Raw genomic sequence first — 16,220 nt, 5'->3', positions numbered from 1 at the left:
TTTACCTGATTGCTAGTAAATAATTAACTGAATTAGGAAACGAACTAAGCTATTAATTATCAACTAAAGATCTTAAGTGAATTACCGATAACTAAGCATCGACCAAGATGCATGCGCAATTTATGTTCAGAACGATTTTTTACTCTATCTTCGTGCTCTTACTTATGCCTAGCTACGCAGCAGAGCATATTAACGCCATCGAAAAGCAGCGGTTGTTCGACCAGGACGCTGAGCAATACTTAGATGTCGCACAGTTAGTGAAATTACAGCAGGGTGAGTCAGAATTTTACACTTATTTTCAACCCTATATGGCGCCACAACGCAACGGTATCGTGATCATTATTCCAGATATGCTGGCTCCACCGATCAACGGTAATGGACCCAGTTACCTGTTTAAACAACTCAGCGACGACGGTTTTGACACGTATGCGTTAACGCCACCAGAGCTGTCATTTGCACCAAATATTCTCGGTGATCAACAAATTTCAACACAAGGCGTCGTTAGCCAACCTCAAAACACATTAAGTGAAGCTAACTTAGATAACTACAAACAAGCGCTTGTCGAACGCTTTCAGGCTCTATATCAAACGCTCACGATGGCTCCGGCAGAGCAGTTAGTGGTCGTCGCGTTTGGCAATAGCGCTGGTCTTTTCACTGAGTATCTGGCAACACTCCCTAATTTAAGAGTAAATGCCTTTGTTATCGTCAGTACGCAAATAGCCAACAGTGAACGCCAGAAACAGTTAGCTTCAAAGCTGTCGGTGATCAGTCCAGCATTACTTGACTTGTACTACACATTTGACAGCCCTCTCGTTCTTAACAACCTGCAAGATAGACGGCGTTGGGCACAAAGAAATAGTAAGTTTGATTATCGCCAGCGAGAACTATACGGTGAACGGCATGATCCAAACCAGCACAAAAGGCTCAGAAAAGAGCTGATCGGCTTTTTGCGCGTACTATGACGCGCGTTTTAAAAATTCGTAGGCCGATTGTATTTCTTGGCTTTTTCGTTTTGCGACTTCCATCATATGACTCGGTAAGCCTTGAGAAACCAGTTTGTCGGGATGATGTTGAGCCATCAACTTACGGTAAGCTTTTTTTATGTCTCGCTCAGAAGCCCCACCTTCAAGGCCAAGAACGGCGAGCGCCTGATTTTTAGTTAGACCATTATTAGCAGGCGTTCGCTGACGCTCTCCTGATGATTGATGCTGGCGCTGCTGCTGCGAATGGCGATGACGACGAAATTCGAATTCAGCTTGGTATCTTTTCAGTAAAAAGGTGAAGTGGGTATCTGCAAAACCAAGCGCTTTGCTCACCTGGCGCAGTAAAGTCTTTTCCTGATCTGATAGATGACCATCGCAAAAAGCCATTTGTATCTGAATTTCTAAAAAAAGCTGTCGTAAGTCATAGCGACGGGCGAATGCTTCTTTAAATTCTTTTACCGCCTCTTTGATAGAAAACTCTGCGCTTTTACCTGATTTGAAGGCGTTTTGCGCTTCTTTTCGCTCATCACCTTTCAGTCCCATTTCATCCATAAATGCAGTTGCTGCTTGAATATGGATTTCGCTAACGCGACCATTTGACTTGGCAATATGTCCCATCACAGCAAAACAGCTGGAGAAAAACAGCGCTTGCCGTTCGTGCAGGTCTTCTCCTTTGATGAAGCCTTGAAAGCCACCGACTTTATCAAAATCTTGTTTAAGGCTTCTATCAAATAGGTGCCCCAAATAAAAGCCTAAAATAGCCCCTATCCAGCGACCAAATAAAAAACCAAAAAACGTGCCTAACAGCTTACCCCACATTGGCTTGCCCTATTTGACGATTGATTGCATCTAAACGCTCAGGTGTTCCTATATCATTCCACTGGCCTAGATATAATTCTGTTGAAATTTTTTTACTATCAAGCCCTTGCTTAAGTAACGGACCCAGCTTAACAAACCCAGCTGCACAGTTTTCAAAAAACGATTTGTGATATTTACTTATGCCTGAAAAAGTATACTTTTTGTCGTTATGAGTTTGTTGTGTTAACGCAAAGTCACCATGGGGGTGATGCAACGGGTTTTCCACCAACACAATGTGCGCTTGGCAACCGTTCTCTGGACTTGAAGCCAGCTCCAACAGTGTCAAAGCATGCAAATCATAATCCGTGAAAATATCACCATTAATTACAATAAACGTCTCGTGCTGTTCACACAACAGCGGTAATGCCTGAATAATGCCACCGGCGGTTTCTAATCCACCGGCCGGTTCTTCACTGTATTCGATATCAACACCAAAATCAGAGCCATCACCAAAGTAGGATTTGATAGCCTCCCCCTGCCAAGCAAGGTTTATTACAATATCCTTGATACCTGCTTGCTTGATTCTTTCTATGTGGTACTGCAATAAGGGTTTCCCAGCCACCTGTAGCATTGGCTTAGGTAGTTCTGCAGTCAAAGGCATCATACGTTGGCCCCGGCCTGCTGCTAAAATCATCGCTTTCATTGTTTAACCACTTACCCTAGTGCCAATTTTTGTTTTACCGATGGTATTATCTCATTACCAACCCAGCTTGCAAGCCACTGAAAGTCTTCATATTGACAAGCTACTTCATGTACGTATCGCAAAGTCGGTATGATATTACCCAGATAACCTTGCTTGCCATCTCGCAACAGCAAACGAACAAAAATTCCTGCTGCTTTCAAGTGACGTTGCATACCAGTTAAATCGACATAATAACAAAATTGCTCTTGAGACATGCCTGCAAGCAACCCTTCACGGGATAACAGAGAAAAACTATACGCAACAAGCTCTGTATACTCTGAAACAGACAGCCGAGTGTAACAATCTCTAAGCAGAGAAACCGTATCGTATGTTACCGGCCCAACTACCGCATCTTGATAATCAATTAAATACCAACGCTTATCATGAAAAATGAGGTTTCGACTGTGAAAGTCCCGATGCATGGTTACTTGTGGCTGCGCAAGCATTGCTTTTGTCAGTGCTTCGGTCGTTTTCGTCCATTGCGCTTGTTGTGACTGTGAAAGTCTAATTCCTAACCAGTCTGATACGAGCCACTGTTGAAAAATTGTCATTTCTGCTTGAATAAAATCACTATCATAGGGTTTCATCCATGGGCTTTGAGGTGTTTTAGCAACGGCAGGTAAGAGCGAAAGTAGCGCCTTGTAATCATCTATTTTACTCGACAGCAATAATCTATCCGCCAGATGTTCTGCACCTAGATCTTCGAGTAATAACAGTCCGCTAACCTTATCTGTAGCAATAATTTTCGGAACATTCAGCGCCTGCTTAGCAAATGCTTGATTGAGTTCAATGAAAGGAGTGTTGTCAATTTTATCTGGGGGAGAATCCATCAACACGTAACTATGCAGACCCGTGGTTACTCTAAAGTACTGACGAAAACTAGCATCGGAAGTAATTGCCTTAATAACGACGTTTTTTTCTTTGACAGCCATCGTCACAAACTGTTCGCGATTTGATTCTCTATCCATTCTTAATTCCAGCCACCATTTACTGGTGCGATTTCTATAAATGCTACTGTAATTCAGCAAGTTTTCCTTTATCATGTCCAGATCGAATTAACGGCTTCGCTGAGACAGGATAATAAATGAGCAAAATTTGGAGCTTCGCTGCGCTCTTTGCTGTTCAATCAACAGCTTTTGCTAATACGAACATTGTCGGCTCACAATGTAAAGAGTACCTCCAACCAAAAAGCTGGCAACCTATCGTCAACTTACCGGATAAAGGTATTGATATTGAAGCAGACGATGTCGAGCTACAAGGAACAGTCAGTGCCGAGTTTACCGGTAATGTTATAGTCAACACCCATACCATGAGTCTCAATGCCACACGTGCATTAATCGACAAAAAAGCGGGCTTACTCAGCGCTACAGGTCCTCTATTTTATCAAGACTACTTTACCCAGGTGCAAAGCAGCGGACTATTTGCCGACCTGAACGCTAACACCATCAGCCTACTTGGTGCCGAATATAAACTGACCCAACAACGTGGTAAAGGTGGAGCCGAAAAGCTTTACGCTTCAGCTAAGAGCATTACATTAGAAAACTCAAGCTTTACGACTTGTCCGGGTGACGAGCCTTTTTGGCAAATTGAAGCCAGTAGTATTGAATTATCAAAGGACGAAGGCTGGGGCGAGACCCGAAATACCGTGTTTAAAATTCTCGATACTCCGGTGATCTATCTACCCTATTTTACTTTTCCTATCGACGAGCGCCGCAAATCGGGATTACTTACACCCACTATTTCCAGCTCCAATAAATACGGCCTCGAAATCGCAGCTCCTTACTATTTAAACCTTGCGCCAAACTATGACTTAACGTTGACTCCTCGGTATATGACCAATCAGGGTTTACAGCTTGTTTCCGACTTCAGATATTTAACTGAAGTTCATGAGGGTCAAGTTGCCATCGAATACCTAGATCGAGATGATTCTGAACCCGAGCTAAACGAACGATACCTAGTACATTGGCAACAAAAAAGTTATTTCAAAGATGACTGGCGCGCACATGTCGATATTACCAATGTCAGCGATGACAACTATTTAACAGATCTCAGTTCTAATTTCGCAAACCAAACGGATACGCAGTTATATCGGACCGGCAGCTTGACCTATTTAGGTGAAGATTGGTTAGTCGACATGAAATTACAAGATTTCGAAGTTTTGGGCGACCACTTAGCCGCTTATGCTGCTTTGCCACAAGTTGCTTTTAGTTCAAGGAAAAGCACCCAGTTTGTTGGCCTAGACTGGGATTTTGAAGGTGAATTTGCGCACTTTAGGAATGACGATAGACTGATAACCGAAGCAACAAGGATACACTTGGAACCTCGAGTTTCATTTTCCCGTCGAGACTACGCTTGGTCTTTCAGTTCAGAAGCACGTTTAATGCATACTCGCTATGAACAGAAAGGTGATATGGAAACGACTGGCTATCGGGAAGACGTATCAAGAACAGTTCCTACTGTTCGTGTCCATGGCCAGTTAAATTTCGAAAGAAACACCGCTTTCTTTTTAGACTCTGGAACACAAACTCTAGAGCCGCAATTTCAGTACCTCTATTCTCCGCTAAGGGATCAAAGCCATATCGGTTGGTACGATACAACTAAGCTACAAGACGACTTTATGGGCTTGTTCAGAGCAAGACGCTATTCTGGCTATGACCGAATTGCAGAAGCCAACCAGCTAACATTGGGTGCCACCACCCGTATTTATGACGCCCAGAGCGTAGAGCGCTTTAATTTCAGTGCTGGCCAGATCATTTATCTAGAGAACTCAGTAAAACCAACTGAACAGCGTTTGACAGATAACAATAATAATGATGACACCAACTACAATGCACTCTTTGCAGCGGAAACTATGTTACATTGGCACAAGCGTTGGTTTTTCTCCGGTGGAATTCAGTATGATGCCGACAGCAAAGAGCTAGTGCAATCTCATGCAACATTAGATTACCGAGGCGATCGCGATCAACTTGTTCAATTGAACCATCGCTACGTTAACGATGTCTCAGACTATGAAATTGATCAAGTCGGACTTTTTACCAGTATTCCAATTGACGAGAACTGGCAAGTTGTAGCAAGCTACCACAGAGATTTAACAGCCAAAAGAAGTGTTGAGTCCTTCGTTGGCATTCAATATGAATCGTGCTGTTGGGCTATCCAAGTTACAGCTAACCGACAAATAGAGACCGATTTAAACCGAGCAATTAACCATGACGAAGCCGTTTTCGATTCCGGTTTCAGCATCAAGTTTGTGTTAACAGGACTTGGAGGAGAAAAACGCAGCGATGCCAGTAAGCTCCTTCAACAAGGTATTTTTGGTTACAGAAGACCTTATTTTTTGAATAAATAGAACTTAGAAAGCCGTATGAATTTTAAAAAGATTTTACTTATTGCCTCATTAGGTTTTGGCCTAGCAGGCCAAGCAAACGCAGAACGTGTACAACTCGACAAAGTAGTAGCAACCGTCAATGATGGTGTTGTGCTACAGAGTGAAGTAGATGAAATCATCGCTCGCGTACAAAAACAGGCCGAGCAGCAAAATACTCAGCTTCCTAGTCTTAATACACTTAAGCTGCAAGCAATTGATAAGCTGGTTGAAGAAACGCTTATTCTACAACTTGCTGAACGCATGGGATTACAAATTTCTGATGCTCAGTTGGATCAAACCTTAGCTAGCATGGCAAGGGAACAAGGTGGCACTATTGCTGATATGCGCCGTTCCATCGAAGCTGATGGCGAGAGCTTCCAAGCATTTCGCGAAAGCATCAGAAAAGAAATTACAATTGGACAGGTACGTAGAGCCAATGTTGATCGCCGTATTTATATCAGCCCACAAGAAATCGCTAACCTGCAAAAGATTCTTGCTGAGCAACAAGGTGGTTCAGAGGAATTTGATATTGGTCACATCTTAGTAAAGATCCCCAGTAAAGCGAACCCTGAAGATATCGAAGCGGCGCGCGAGCGTGCCGACAACGTAATCAAGTTTTTAAATGAAGGCAAAGACTTCAAACGTATCGCCATTGCATCATCTAGCGGTTCAAAAGCACTAGATGGTGGTCAGCTTGGTTGGATGGGAATAAATGAAATGCCGACTTTATTCGCAGAAGCGGTTAAAGGCGCAAAAAAAGATGAGATTATTGGCCCACTGCGCTCAGGTGCTGGCTTCCACATTCTTAAAGTGCAAGATATACGTGGCAGAGAAGTAGTTGAAACCGTTGAGGTACGTTCGCGTCATATTCTCATCAAACCTTCCATTATTCTTAGTGAAGAAAAAGCGAAGTCGATGCTTGAAGGCTTTGTTAAAGACTTAAGAGCAGGTAAAGCCGATTTCGCAGAACTTGCTAAAGAATACTCAGAAGATCCTGGCTCAGCGCTAAAAGGCGGTGAGTATGACTGGACCGACCCCACAACTTATACTCCGGCATTTAGAGACACGTTAATGTCACTGGAGAAAAATGAACTCAGCGAGCCGTTCCGTAGTTCATTCGGGTGGCATATTGTTGAACTGCTTGATAAGCGAGTTGCTGACAAAACCGAACAAGCAAAGCTAAACAGAGCACATCAGTTGTTGTTTAATCGAAAATTTAAAGAAGAAAGTTTCAAGTGGCTACGCGAAATCAGAGAGCAAGCGCACGTAGAAATTTTCGCGATGGAATAACCTCGATGACGCTTAGAATTGCAGTTACACCGGGCGAGCCAGCTGGCATCGGCCCGGACTTAGTCATCAAACTCGCTCAGCACGAGTGGCCAGCTCAATTGGTTGCCGTCGTAGATAAGTCAATCATGGAGAAACGCGCAGCTGAGCTTGGCGAAACGCTTACTCTTATTCCATTTGATGAATCAGCACCGGCAAAACCTGCACCAGCTGGTGCTATTTATTACCTACAAGTAGATAAAGGCGCAGAAGTTATTGCCGGGCAGTTGGATGAAGCCAATGGTGAGTATGTGTTAGAGACTCTTAGGTTGGCCTCAGAAAAGAATATGGATGATACCTTCCATGCAGTGGTAACAGGGCCTGTGCATAAGGGGATTATCAATCAAGCTGGGATCTCGTTTAGTGGTCATACTGAGTTTTTTGCACAGCAATCTGATACTGCTGACGTGGTCATGTTACTCGCAACGGAAGGCTTGAGAGTTGCATTGGTCACTACGCATATTCCTCTTGCCTATGTGTCAAAAGCCATTACGCCTGAGCGTCTGACTAAGGTGATTAATATTCTCAATCATGATATGCAAACCAAGTTTGGTATTGATGAACCGAAAATTTTGGTTTGTGGGCTCAATCCTCATGCTGGTGAGGGTGGCCACCTTGGTCGTGAAGAGATTGAAGTCATTGAACCAACAATTAAAGTTTTAAATCAGCAGGGCATGAATCTAATCGGACCGCTTCCCGCTGATACCTTGTTTCAGGCCAAATATCTCAATAATGCGGATGTTGTGCTCTCTATGTATCACGATCAAGGTCTTCCTGTGTTAAAATATAAAGGTTTTGGAAACTCAGTAAACATCACCCTTGGTTTACCATTTGTTCGTACTTCCGTGGACCATGGTACTGCGCTTGATTTGGCGGGCACGGGTGAAGTTGAAGTGGGTAGTTTTGAATTAGCCATTCGCGAAGCAATCAAGCTTGCGACAGAAAAAGCACAGAATGCATGACAGATAAAGTACATTTAGGGCACCGCGCTCGTAAACGTTTTGGTCAAAACTTTCTAAACGATAATAATATTATCGATAAGATTGTTACGGCCATTGATCCCAAGCCTGAAGACAATTTAGTTGAAATAGGCCCAGGTCTCGGTGCAATCACTGAGCCTGTTACCGATCTAAGCGGTCACCTAACCGTAGTCGAACTCGATAAAGATCTGGCAGAGCGATTAACCCAGCATCCTTTTTTGGGACCGAAACTGACCGTGCATCAAGGTGATGCTATGAAGTTTGATTTCTCGTCGTTGATTAAAGAAAACGAGAAATTAAAAATTTTCGGTAATCTCCCCTACAACGTTTCAACCCCTTTGTTGTTCCATCTATTTGACTATGTCGATAACGTCGAACACATGCATTTTATGCTGCAAAAAGAAGTTGTAAATCGTATGGTTGCTGGTCCAAATAGCAAAGCTTTTGGCCGTTTAAGCGTGATGACACAATACTATTGCCACGCAATCCCCGTGATTGAAGTACCACCGCACTGCTTCAAACCAGCGCCCAAAGTAGACTCAGCTGTGGTGAGATTGATCCCAAAAGATCCATCTCAACGTACCGCAAAAAGCACAAAATTACTCAATACCGTATGTTTAGAAGCATTTAACCAGCGTCGTAAGACGTTGCGTAACAGCCTTGCTAATTTACTTAATACCGAGCAATTACAGGCACTTGGCATTGACCCAAGCCTGCGTGCAGAGAACCTATCACTTAACCAGTTTATTGAAATTTCAAATTGGCTATATGACAACGCAAACTAAAATTGGCTCACCGATAAAAGTCTCTGTTGAGACTTTTTATGTGGAAGCACAATCAGAACCTGAAAAAGACAAATACGTTTTTGCCTATACCATCACGATTAAAAATCACAGTTTATGCAATGCTAAATTAGAAAGCCGCTATTGGCTTATAACCGATGCTAATGGCAAAGAAACTGAAGTTGAAGGTGAAGGTGTGGTAGGTGAAAAGCCCACCATTCGCCCCGGTGAAAGTTACAAATACACAAGTGGTGCTGTATTAGATACTCCGGTAGGCACAATGGAAGGCTATTATTTGATGCGCAATGAATTTGGTACTGAGTTCAAAGCCCCAATCGATATTTTTCGTCTTTCCTGCCCTAACATTTTGCATTAACAAGTTATGGCAAACTACGCAATTGGTGATCTTCAGGGGTGCTTCGCCCCTTTTATCAGACTGCTAGAGGAAGTCGATTTTAACCCAAGCAGAGACCATCTTTATTCTGTTGGAGATGTTATCGCCCGAGGTCCAGATTCGTTGGCTTGCCTAAATTTTCTATATCAAAATGCTGGCGCTGTTACCATCACTCTTGGCAATCACGACCTACATTTTCTTGCATGCTCAGCATTAAATAAAGCGCCTAACCCTAAAGATAAGTTAGAAGCGGTTTTTAATAGCGAGATGCATCCAGCTTTTGTGGAGTTTTTACGCTCTCAGCCCATAGCCATCTGGCTGGAGCAACAAAAAACCTTCATTTCACACGCAGGACTACATCCCAGCTGGAAAATTGCGCAGGCGATAGAATATGCTCGTTTTGCAGAGTCCATATATCAATCAGAAAAAGCCACTGAGTTCTATGCAGCAATGTACGGAAAACATCCTAACCAAGCGATAGAATCATTATCCAATAAAGAAAAATTTAAGGCGATTGTGAACGTCTTTACGAGAATGCGCTTCGTTGATGCTAACGGTGACCTTGAATTAACCAATAAGTCAGGACCAAATGCAGCACAAGAGCTACTCCCATGGTTTAAATTCGGTTATTTAGAGCCGAGTATTCGTTATATTTTCGGCCATTGGGCTGCTTTAGAAGGGAAGACCGATAAAAGTAACATTATTGCTTTAGATACAGGTTGTGTATGGGGTGGCCATCTCACTATGCTTAACCTAGATACTAACGAATATCACCGATGTCCATAACTAACCCTATTCGTAATACGAAATAGAAACTATGGATGATTAAATTACCGCTAATTCACAACTTTACACCGGCTGTATATTTTTAAACCAAGTTGTCGATTAATTTTCGTATTACATCCTTTTTTACTGAATTTTTTAGTCACATCTGCTATAAAATACTTAACTTATCCGCAATAAATCCGATAAGTAACCGTTCTGCTTTGTAAATTTTGTAGGAAACCTATGAATCTAACTGTTAGCCAACGTATTTGGGGTGGATTTATTACCATCACATTGTTGCTCCTTCTTATCGGCGGTAATTCATTGCTGAGAATTGCCAACATTGACAATTCAACACAGCAGGTGAATAACCTGTCTCTGCCCGCTCTGGTCAAAAGTTCAGCATTACAAGTTGAATTCACACTCATGAGTAAAATGGCTCAAGGCAGTTTTTACGCAACCAGCGAAAATGAGCTTGCCGCTTTAAAAAGCCAATTTGGTGAACGACAAAAGATCTTCGACAAAACATATTCAGAGTTACAAGCGGTCGTAGCGAACAACAGCAAGCTTACATCCAGCAGCAAACAAGTTGGTAATAGCTATACCGCATTCGTCAAATCGATGAACGCGTTAGCAAAAGACAAAGCGCTAGAACTACAGTTAAAAGATAAATTAAAAGAACAATTATCTGAGCTAGATATGGCAGCAGAAGATGCCACTATGGTCACTGTCGATATCATAGATCTAGACGGGTTAGAAGAAGATAACAACCGTGCTTTTCAAGCCGCAAACAATCTTGAAAACAGCTTTTCTTCAATTGTGACAAGTAGCAGCGATATGCTGACTGTAACTGACGTCAATACCCTTGAGATCATTCGTAATGATCAAAAGTTTGTACTAGAAGAACTAGATAGAAATATATCGTTGACGAAAGATGCTGTACAAATTTTAAATGAAGATTTGTATGTTGATTTAGAGAACTACTACATCACGCTAAAAAATATCGTAACTGGTCCGAATAGCATTGCAGAAAACCAAAAGAATTTACTGCGGGCCACAGCGCAAACAAGAAAGGAACTATCGGATACAGAAAAAGCAACCAAAGACGCGCTTGCACAGCTTGATGAACTCCTCAACGAAGCAAGTCAGGTCGCATTTAATCTGCAAGAAGGCGTACGCGATGATGTATCTACCGCAAACCTATGGACTTGGGTCGGTATGATAGTAGCTGCATGTTTGGCTATTTTAGTTGCCTACATGACCGTAAGCCGGATCACCAAACCGCTAGCAGAGGTCAACAGAGTACTCAATATTGTCGCCCGAGGCGATATGACGCAAAAGCTAGATGACAGTGCAAGAGACGAATTTGGAGAGCTGTCGAAAAGCTGCAATACCTTAATCGTTAGCCTTAGAGAGTTAATAACCGGTATTGTGTCACGCTCAACTCAACTTGCGGCTGCTTCAGAGCAAACCTCTGCGATTACCAATGAGTCAAGCCAAGCCATCAAGAGTCAACAGGCCCAAGTTGAGCAAGCTGCAACGGCAACAACAGAGATGAGCAGCACAGCTCATGGGGTTAGCAATAGCGCCCATCAAGCACTACAAGAAATTAAAAACGCTGATAAAGAAGCCGAACGTGTTAAAGGTATTTCTCACGATAATAAACACACTATTGAGCAACTCGCGCGTGAGGTTGATGAAGCCTCAAGTGTAATCAACAAGCTGCATCAAGACAGTGCTTCAATCGGCGGTATCTTGGACGTGATCAGAGGCATTGCAGAGCAAACCAATCTCTTGGCGCTAAACGCAGCTATTGAAGCTGCACGTGCAGGTGAACAAGGTCGAGGCTTTGCGGTAGTAGCCGATGAAGTTCGTTCATTGGCGAGTAAGACTCAAGAATCAACACAAGAAATTCAGGCTATGATCCAATCGTTGCAAGCTGGGGCTGAAGAAGCGGTAAATGCTATGTCGAAGGGCAAACAACAGGCTGAGTCTTGTGTGACAAAAAGTGACCTTGCCAATGCGGCCCTAAACTCGATCACTGATGCGGTGTCTCAAGCGCACGACGTCAGTGAAGAAATTGCTAACGCTGCAAACGAACAGCAACAAGTAGCGCAAGAGATCAGCGAACGATTGGAGTCAATCGTAGCTATCGCAGAGCAAACCGCAGAAGGGGCGACGCAAACTTCAATTTCGAGCTCAGAAGTCGCGAAACTTGCTGAAGAACTGAGATTATCAGTAGAGCAGTTTAAGGTATAACTTGTTATGTAACCTCAACGGCGGATAAGCAAATTTGCTCAATAATGCTTTTTTATACCAATGCAAGGTTGAGGTTATGTAGGAAATAAAAAACCACGCTGATGCGTGGTTTTTTCTGGGCTTTGCTTGCCAATTAAGCGAACAAAGCTTTGGCTTTTTCTACCACATTTTCAACGGTAAAGCCGAATAGTTTGAATAGTTCACCTGCAGGTGCTGATTCGCCGAATGTCTTCATACCAACAATCGCGCCATTCAAGCCAACATATTTGTACCAGAAGTCTTCAATACCCGCTTCAATAGCTACACGACGAGTCACAGCACTTGGTAAGACACTTTCTTTGTACTCTGCCGACTGAGCATCAAAGACATCTGTTGAAGGCATTGAAACCACACGTACTTGTTTGCCTTCTGAGCGTAACTGCTGAGCAGCTTCAACAGCGAGTTGCACTTCTGAACCTGTCGCAATCAAAATAACTTCAGGGGTGCCGTCACAAGAAAGTACGTAACCACCTTTCTTAATCGCAGCAACTTGCTCAGTGGTGCGAGCTTGCTGTTCTAAGCCTTGGCGGGTGAATACTAATGCGGTTGGACCGTCTTGACGTTCAACCGCTTGCTGCCATGAAACCGCTGACTCTACCTGATCACAAGGACGCCAAGTGACCATATTTGGTGTTAGACGTAAATTTGCGATTTGTTCAACTGGCTGGTGAGTTGGACCATCTTCACCTAGGCCAATAGAATCATGTGTATAAACAAAGATACTTCTTTGCTTCATTAGAGCAGCCATACGTACCGCATTACGCGCATACTCCATAAACATCAAGAATGTTGCACCGTAAGGAATAAATCCTTTATGTAGCGCGATACCATTCATAATGGCTGACATACCAAATTCACGTACACCGTAGAAAATGTAGTTTCCTGATGCATCTTCTGCTGTTAAACCTTTAGATTGATCCCAAAGCGTTAAATTTGAACCAGCCAAATCCGCAGAACCACCCATAAATTCAGGCAGGATAGGACCATAGGCATTTAACGCATTTTGCGAAGCTTTACGCGTTGCCGGATTAGCTGGGTTCGCCTGCAAATCAGCAATGTAGGCTTCTGTTTTCTCGCTCCAATCGGCTGGTAAGTCACCTTTCATACGACGTTCAAATTCAGCAGCAAGCTCAGGGTATTGAGTTTGGTATTCAGTGAATTTAACCAACCACTCACTTTGTTGCTGTTGACCGCGCGCTGTTGCATCCCACTTAGCATAAACATCTTCTGGGATTTCAAACGCCGGATGAGACCAACCTAAGAACTCACGTGCAGCTAGGATTTCTTCATCACCTAGTGGCGCACCGTGACAGTCGTGACTACCTGACTTATTCGGTGAGCCATAACCGATCACCGTTTTACAACAAATAAGTGTGGGTTTTGACGTTTCTGCTTGCGCAGCTTCAATCGCCGCTTTGACCGCATCGCTATCATGACCATCAACATCCGCGATCACATGCCAGCCGTACGATTCGAAACGCTTAGGAGTATCGTCGCTGAACCAACCTTCTACTTCACCATCAATTGAGATGCCATTGTCATCCCAAAACGCAATAAGCTTACCCAATCCTAAAGTACCAGCTAATGAACAGGCTTCATGAGAAATACCTTCCATTAAACAACCATCACCAAGGAACGTATAAGTAAAGTGGTTTACGATATCGAATTCATCACGGTTAAACTGAGCCGCCAATGCTTTTTCGGCAATTGCCATACCAACCGCATTGGTAATACCTTGACCTAATGGGCCTGTCGTTGTTTCGATACCTGGTGCATAACCGTACTCTGGATGTCCTGGTGTCTTCGAATGTAACTGACGGAAGTTTTTCAAATCATCAATTGATAGGTCATAGCCGCTCAGATGTAGCAGAGAATAAATCAGCATCGAACCATGGCCATTGGACAGAATAAATCGGTCTCTGTCGTACCAATCCGGGTTATTTGGATTGTGCTTTAAAAAGTCGCGCCAAAGTACTTCAGCGATGTCAGCCATGCCCATAGGGGCTCCAGGGTGACCAGACTTGGCCTTTTGTACTGCGTCCATTGAAAGAACGCGAATTGCGTTAGCAAGTTCTTTGCGAGATGGCATGAATTCTCCTACCTTAAATAGTGTTTCGCGGGTATTGATACATGTGTTATCTGCCCCATTTTTACTTTTTAGACGGCCAACTGCAACGATAAACCCAAAAAAATGCAAGATTCATTTAGGGCCTGTTGTGTTTTGCTGTTTGATTTTCGTTCCCCTTAGTGGGTTTTGATCGCGGCGCTCGACTTGTAGCCTAGTAATCTAAGCAAAAGTTGAGCAACAATGAACAAAGCGCACTAAGGGGAACCCGAAGGGCTGCGCTAGATTGGCATTAATACTGAGTTATTGCCTAGCTCACATAGAATTACTATGCCAGGCAGGGTTTGCCTCGTGCTAATGACAATCAAACTGCAGCGAAAACAAACTTGAAAGCTCAACAGGCCCTAGGCTTTATCTGGCTAGTAAAATAGTTTGAACTATTTTGGACGTCTAGGCGTAAAATAGCTGGTCAAAAGCATTGCTTTTTGGTTAGAATACGTCCCTTATTTTTTCGCGCTGTTCCTGATGTTTGTGAAGCGCAATATTTGTGAGCATTATTACAATGGCAAAACACTTATTTACTTCTGAATCTGTTTCTGAAGGTCACCCGGATAAAATCGCCGATCAGATCTCTGATGCGGTACTGGATGCGATCCTTGAGCAAGATCCAAAAGCACGTGTTGCGTGTGAAACCTACGTAAAAACCGGCATGGTAATGGTTGGTGGTGAAGTTACAACCAGTGCTTGGGTTGATATTGAAGAGTTAACTCGTAAAACGGTTCGCGAGATCGGTTACACTCATTCAGACATGGGTTTCGATGCTGACTCTTGCGCTATCTTAAATACCATTGGTAAACAGTCTCCTGACATCAACCAAGGTGTTGACCGTGCGCGCCCTGAAGAACAAGGTGCTGGTGACCAAGGCCTAATGTTTGGTTATGCATGTAATGAAACTGATGTTTTAATGCCTGCACCTATCACCTACTCACACCGTCTTGTACAACGTCAAGCGCAAGTGCGTAAAGATGGCACGCTACCGTGGTTACGTCCTGATGCAAAGTCTCAGGTTACATTTGCCTACGAAAACGGCAAGCCTGTTGGTATTGATGCTGTGGTACTTTCAACTCAGCACTGTGACACAATTTCACAAGATGACCTAGTTGAAGCGGTAATGGAAACTATCATCAAGCCAACATTACCTGCAGAGCTTATCACTGAAGCGACTAAATTCTTCATTAACCCAACTGGCCGTTTTGTAATTGGTGGTCCAATGGGTGACTGTGGTCTTACAGGTCGTAAAATCATCGTAGACACCTACGGTGGTATGGCTCGTCACGGTGGTGGTGCGTTCTCTGGTAAAGATCCATCAAAAGTTGACCGTTCAGCAGCTTACGCAGCGCGCTATGTTGCGAAAAACATTGTTGCTGCTGGTCTTGCTGACAAGTGTGAAATCCAAGTTTCTTACGCTATTGGTGTTGCAGAACCAACCTCTATCAGCGTTGAGACTTTCGGCACAGGTAAGCTAGACGAAACACGCTTAATCGAGCTAATTCGCGAGCACTTCGATCTACGTCCTTATGGTCTAATCACTATGCTTGACCTAGAGCGTCCTATTTATCAGCCTACAGCGGCATACGGCCACTTTGGTCGTAACGAGTTCCCTTGGGAAGCAACTGATAAAGCGGAAGCGCTACGCGCATCAGCAGGCTTATAATTAGCCACA

Annotated in this window: 13 protein-coding genes; 9 read left to right on the top strand and 4 right to left on the bottom strand. The window is 43.4% G+C overall.

Features of this window, described 5'->3' with window-relative positions:
- The first annotated feature begins 164 nt into the window (after nucleotides 1–164).
- Nucleotides 165–962, top strand: coding sequence for a DUF3530 family protein (locus ACSLBF_RS03350; protein WP_440055206.1), 798 nt, complete (start codon nucleotides 165–167; stop codon nucleotides 960–962).
- Here the strand turns inward: ACSLBF_RS03350 and djlA are convergent.
- The 3 genes from djlA to ACSLBF_RS03335 are packed head-to-tail and all read right to left on the bottom strand — an operon-like array spanning nucleotide 957 to nucleotide 3,491.
- Nucleotides 957–1,802, bottom strand: a complete 846-nt coding sequence (djlA, locus tag ACSLBF_RS03345) for a co-chaperone DjlA (RefSeq protein ID WP_440055205.1) — start codon at nucleotides 1,800–1,802, stop codon at nucleotides 957–959. The two genes, ACSLBF_RS03350 and djlA, sit on opposite strands and share 6 nt — an antisense overlap.
- Complete coding sequence (gene murU, locus ACSLBF_RS03340) at nucleotides 1,792–2,484, bottom strand: N-acetylmuramate alpha-1-phosphate uridylyltransferase MurU (RefSeq protein ID WP_440055204.1); 693 nt, start codon at nucleotides 2,482–2,484, stop codon at nucleotides 1,792–1,794. The genes djlA and murU overlap by 11 nt, the downstream gene beginning before the upstream one ends.
- An 11-nt stretch (nucleotides 2,485–2,495) precedes the next feature.
- Nucleotides 2,496–3,491: an aminoglycoside phosphotransferase family protein gene (locus ACSLBF_RS03335; RefSeq protein ID WP_440055203.1), complete on the bottom strand. Its 996-nt coding sequence runs from the start codon at nucleotides 3,489–3,491 to the stop codon at nucleotides 2,496–2,498.
- A gap of 116 nt (nucleotides 3,492–3,607) precedes the next feature.
- Between ACSLBF_RS03335 and lptD the strand changes: the two genes are divergently transcribed.
- The 7 genes from lptD to ACSLBF_RS03300 all read left to right on the top strand — a co-directional run bounded on the left by lptD (nucleotide 3,608) and on the right by ACSLBF_RS03300 (nucleotide 12,393).
- Complete coding sequence (gene lptD / locus ACSLBF_RS03330; protein WP_440055202.1) at nucleotides 3,608–5,869, top strand: LPS assembly protein LptD; 2,262 nt, start codon at nucleotides 3,608–3,610, stop codon at nucleotides 5,867–5,869.
- Nucleotides 5,870–5,884: 15 nt separating this feature from the next.
- Nucleotides 5,885–7,177, top strand: coding sequence for a peptidylprolyl isomerase SurA (surA, locus tag ACSLBF_RS03325; RefSeq protein WP_440055201.1), 1,293 nt, complete (start codon nucleotides 5,885–5,887; stop codon nucleotides 7,175–7,177).
- Between the two features lie 5 nt (nucleotides 7,178–7,182).
- Nucleotides 7,183–8,175: a 4-hydroxythreonine-4-phosphate dehydrogenase PdxA gene (gene pdxA / locus ACSLBF_RS03320; protein WP_440055200.1), complete on the top strand. Its 993-nt coding sequence runs from the start codon at nucleotides 7,183–7,185 to the stop codon at nucleotides 8,173–8,175.
- A complete protein-coding gene (gene rsmA / locus ACSLBF_RS03315; RefSeq protein ID WP_440055199.1) occupies nucleotides 8,172–8,978 on the top strand; it encodes a 16S rRNA (adenine(1518)-N(6)/adenine(1519)-N(6))-dimethyltransferase RsmA in 807 nt (268 codons plus the stop codon). Before pdxA ends, rsmA begins: the two co-directional genes overlap by 4 nt.
- Nucleotides 8,962–9,351: a Co2+/Mg2+ efflux protein ApaG gene (apaG, locus tag ACSLBF_RS03310; RefSeq protein WP_440055198.1), complete on the top strand. Its 390-nt coding sequence runs from the start codon at nucleotides 8,962–8,964 to the stop codon at nucleotides 9,349–9,351. The genes rsmA and apaG overlap by 17 nt, the downstream gene beginning before the upstream one ends.
- A 6-nt stretch (nucleotides 9,352–9,357) precedes the next feature.
- Entirely contained in the window at nucleotides 9,358–10,155 is a 798-nt protein-coding gene (locus ACSLBF_RS03305) for a symmetrical bis(5'-nucleosyl)-tetraphosphatase (protein WP_440055197.1), read from the top strand.
- 222 nt (nucleotides 10,156–10,377) lie between these two features.
- The gene (locus ACSLBF_RS03300; protein ID WP_440055196.1) at nucleotides 10,378–12,393 is read left to right on the top strand and encodes a methyl-accepting chemotaxis protein; all 2,016 of its coding nucleotides are present in this window, start codon (nucleotides 10,378–10,380) and stop codon (nucleotides 12,391–12,393) included.
- A 133-nt stretch (nucleotides 12,394–12,526) separates the two neighbouring features.
- Here the strand turns inward: ACSLBF_RS03300 and tkt are convergent, their stop codons facing one another.
- A complete protein-coding gene (gene tkt / locus ACSLBF_RS03295) occupies nucleotides 12,527–14,521 on the bottom strand; it encodes a transketolase (protein ID WP_440055195.1) in 1,995 nt (664 codons plus the stop codon).
- Nucleotides 14,522–15,059: 538 nt separating this feature from the next.
- On the opposite strand from tkt, the gene metK reads away from it, so the two are divergent.
- Nucleotides 15,060–16,211: a methionine adenosyltransferase gene (gene metK / locus ACSLBF_RS03290; RefSeq protein WP_440055194.1), complete on the top strand. Its 1,152-nt coding sequence runs from the start codon at nucleotides 15,060–15,062 to the stop codon at nucleotides 16,209–16,211.
- Nucleotides 16,212–16,220: the final 9 nt, after the last annotated feature.

It is taken from the genome of Pseudoalteromonas sp. T1lg65, assembly GCF_051930985.1.
In the GTDB taxonomy this organism is placed as follows: Bacteria; Pseudomonadota; Gammaproteobacteria; order Enterobacterales; family Alteromonadaceae; genus Pseudoalteromonas.
Note: the sequence above shows the minus strand (reverse complement) of the source record. Positions and strands in the feature narration are given on the sequence as shown.

Excerpts from the sequence above, each read along its gene's own strand:
- ACSLBF_RS03350 (WP_440055206.1), top strand. The coding sequence starts at position 165 with ATGCCTAGCTACGCAGCAGAGCATATTAACGCCATCGAAAAGCAGCGG.
- djlA (WP_440055205.1), bottom strand. The coding sequence starts at position 1,802 with ATGTGGGGTAAGCTGTTAGGCACGTTTTTTGGTTTTTTATTTGGTCGC.
- murU (WP_440055204.1), bottom strand. The coding sequence starts at position 2,484 with ATGAAAGCGATGATTTTAGCAGCAGGCCGGGGCCAACGTATGATGCCT.
- ACSLBF_RS03335 (WP_440055203.1), bottom strand. The coding sequence starts at position 3,491 with ATGGATAGAGAATCAAATCGCGAACAGTTTGTGACGATGGCTGTCAAA.
- lptD (WP_440055202.1), top strand. The coding sequence starts at position 3,608 with ATGAGCAAAATTTGGAGCTTCGCTGCGCTCTTTGCTGTTCAATCAACA.
- surA (WP_440055201.1), top strand. The coding sequence starts at position 5,885 with ATGAATTTTAAAAAGATTTTACTTATTGCCTCATTAGGTTTTGGCCTA.
- pdxA (WP_440055200.1), top strand. The coding sequence starts at position 7,183 with ATGACGCTTAGAATTGCAGTTACACCGGGCGAGCCAGCTGGCATCGGC.
- rsmA (WP_440055199.1), top strand. The coding sequence starts at position 8,172 with ATGACAGATAAAGTACATTTAGGGCACCGCGCTCGTAAACGTTTTGGT.
- apaG (WP_440055198.1), top strand. The coding sequence starts at position 8,962 with ATGACAACGCAAACTAAAATTGGCTCACCGATAAAAGTCTCTGTTGAG.
- ACSLBF_RS03305 (WP_440055197.1), top strand. The coding sequence starts at position 9,358 with ATGGCAAACTACGCAATTGGTGATCTTCAGGGGTGCTTCGCCCCTTTT.
- ACSLBF_RS03300 (WP_440055196.1), top strand. The coding sequence starts at position 10,378 with ATGAATCTAACTGTTAGCCAACGTATTTGGGGTGGATTTATTACCATC.
- tkt (WP_440055195.1), bottom strand. The coding sequence starts at position 14,521 with ATGCCATCTCGCAAAGAACTTGCTAACGCAATTCGCGTTCTTTCAATG.
- metK (WP_440055194.1), top strand. The coding sequence starts at position 15,060 with ATGGCAAAACACTTATTTACTTCTGAATCTGTTTCTGAAGGTCACCCG.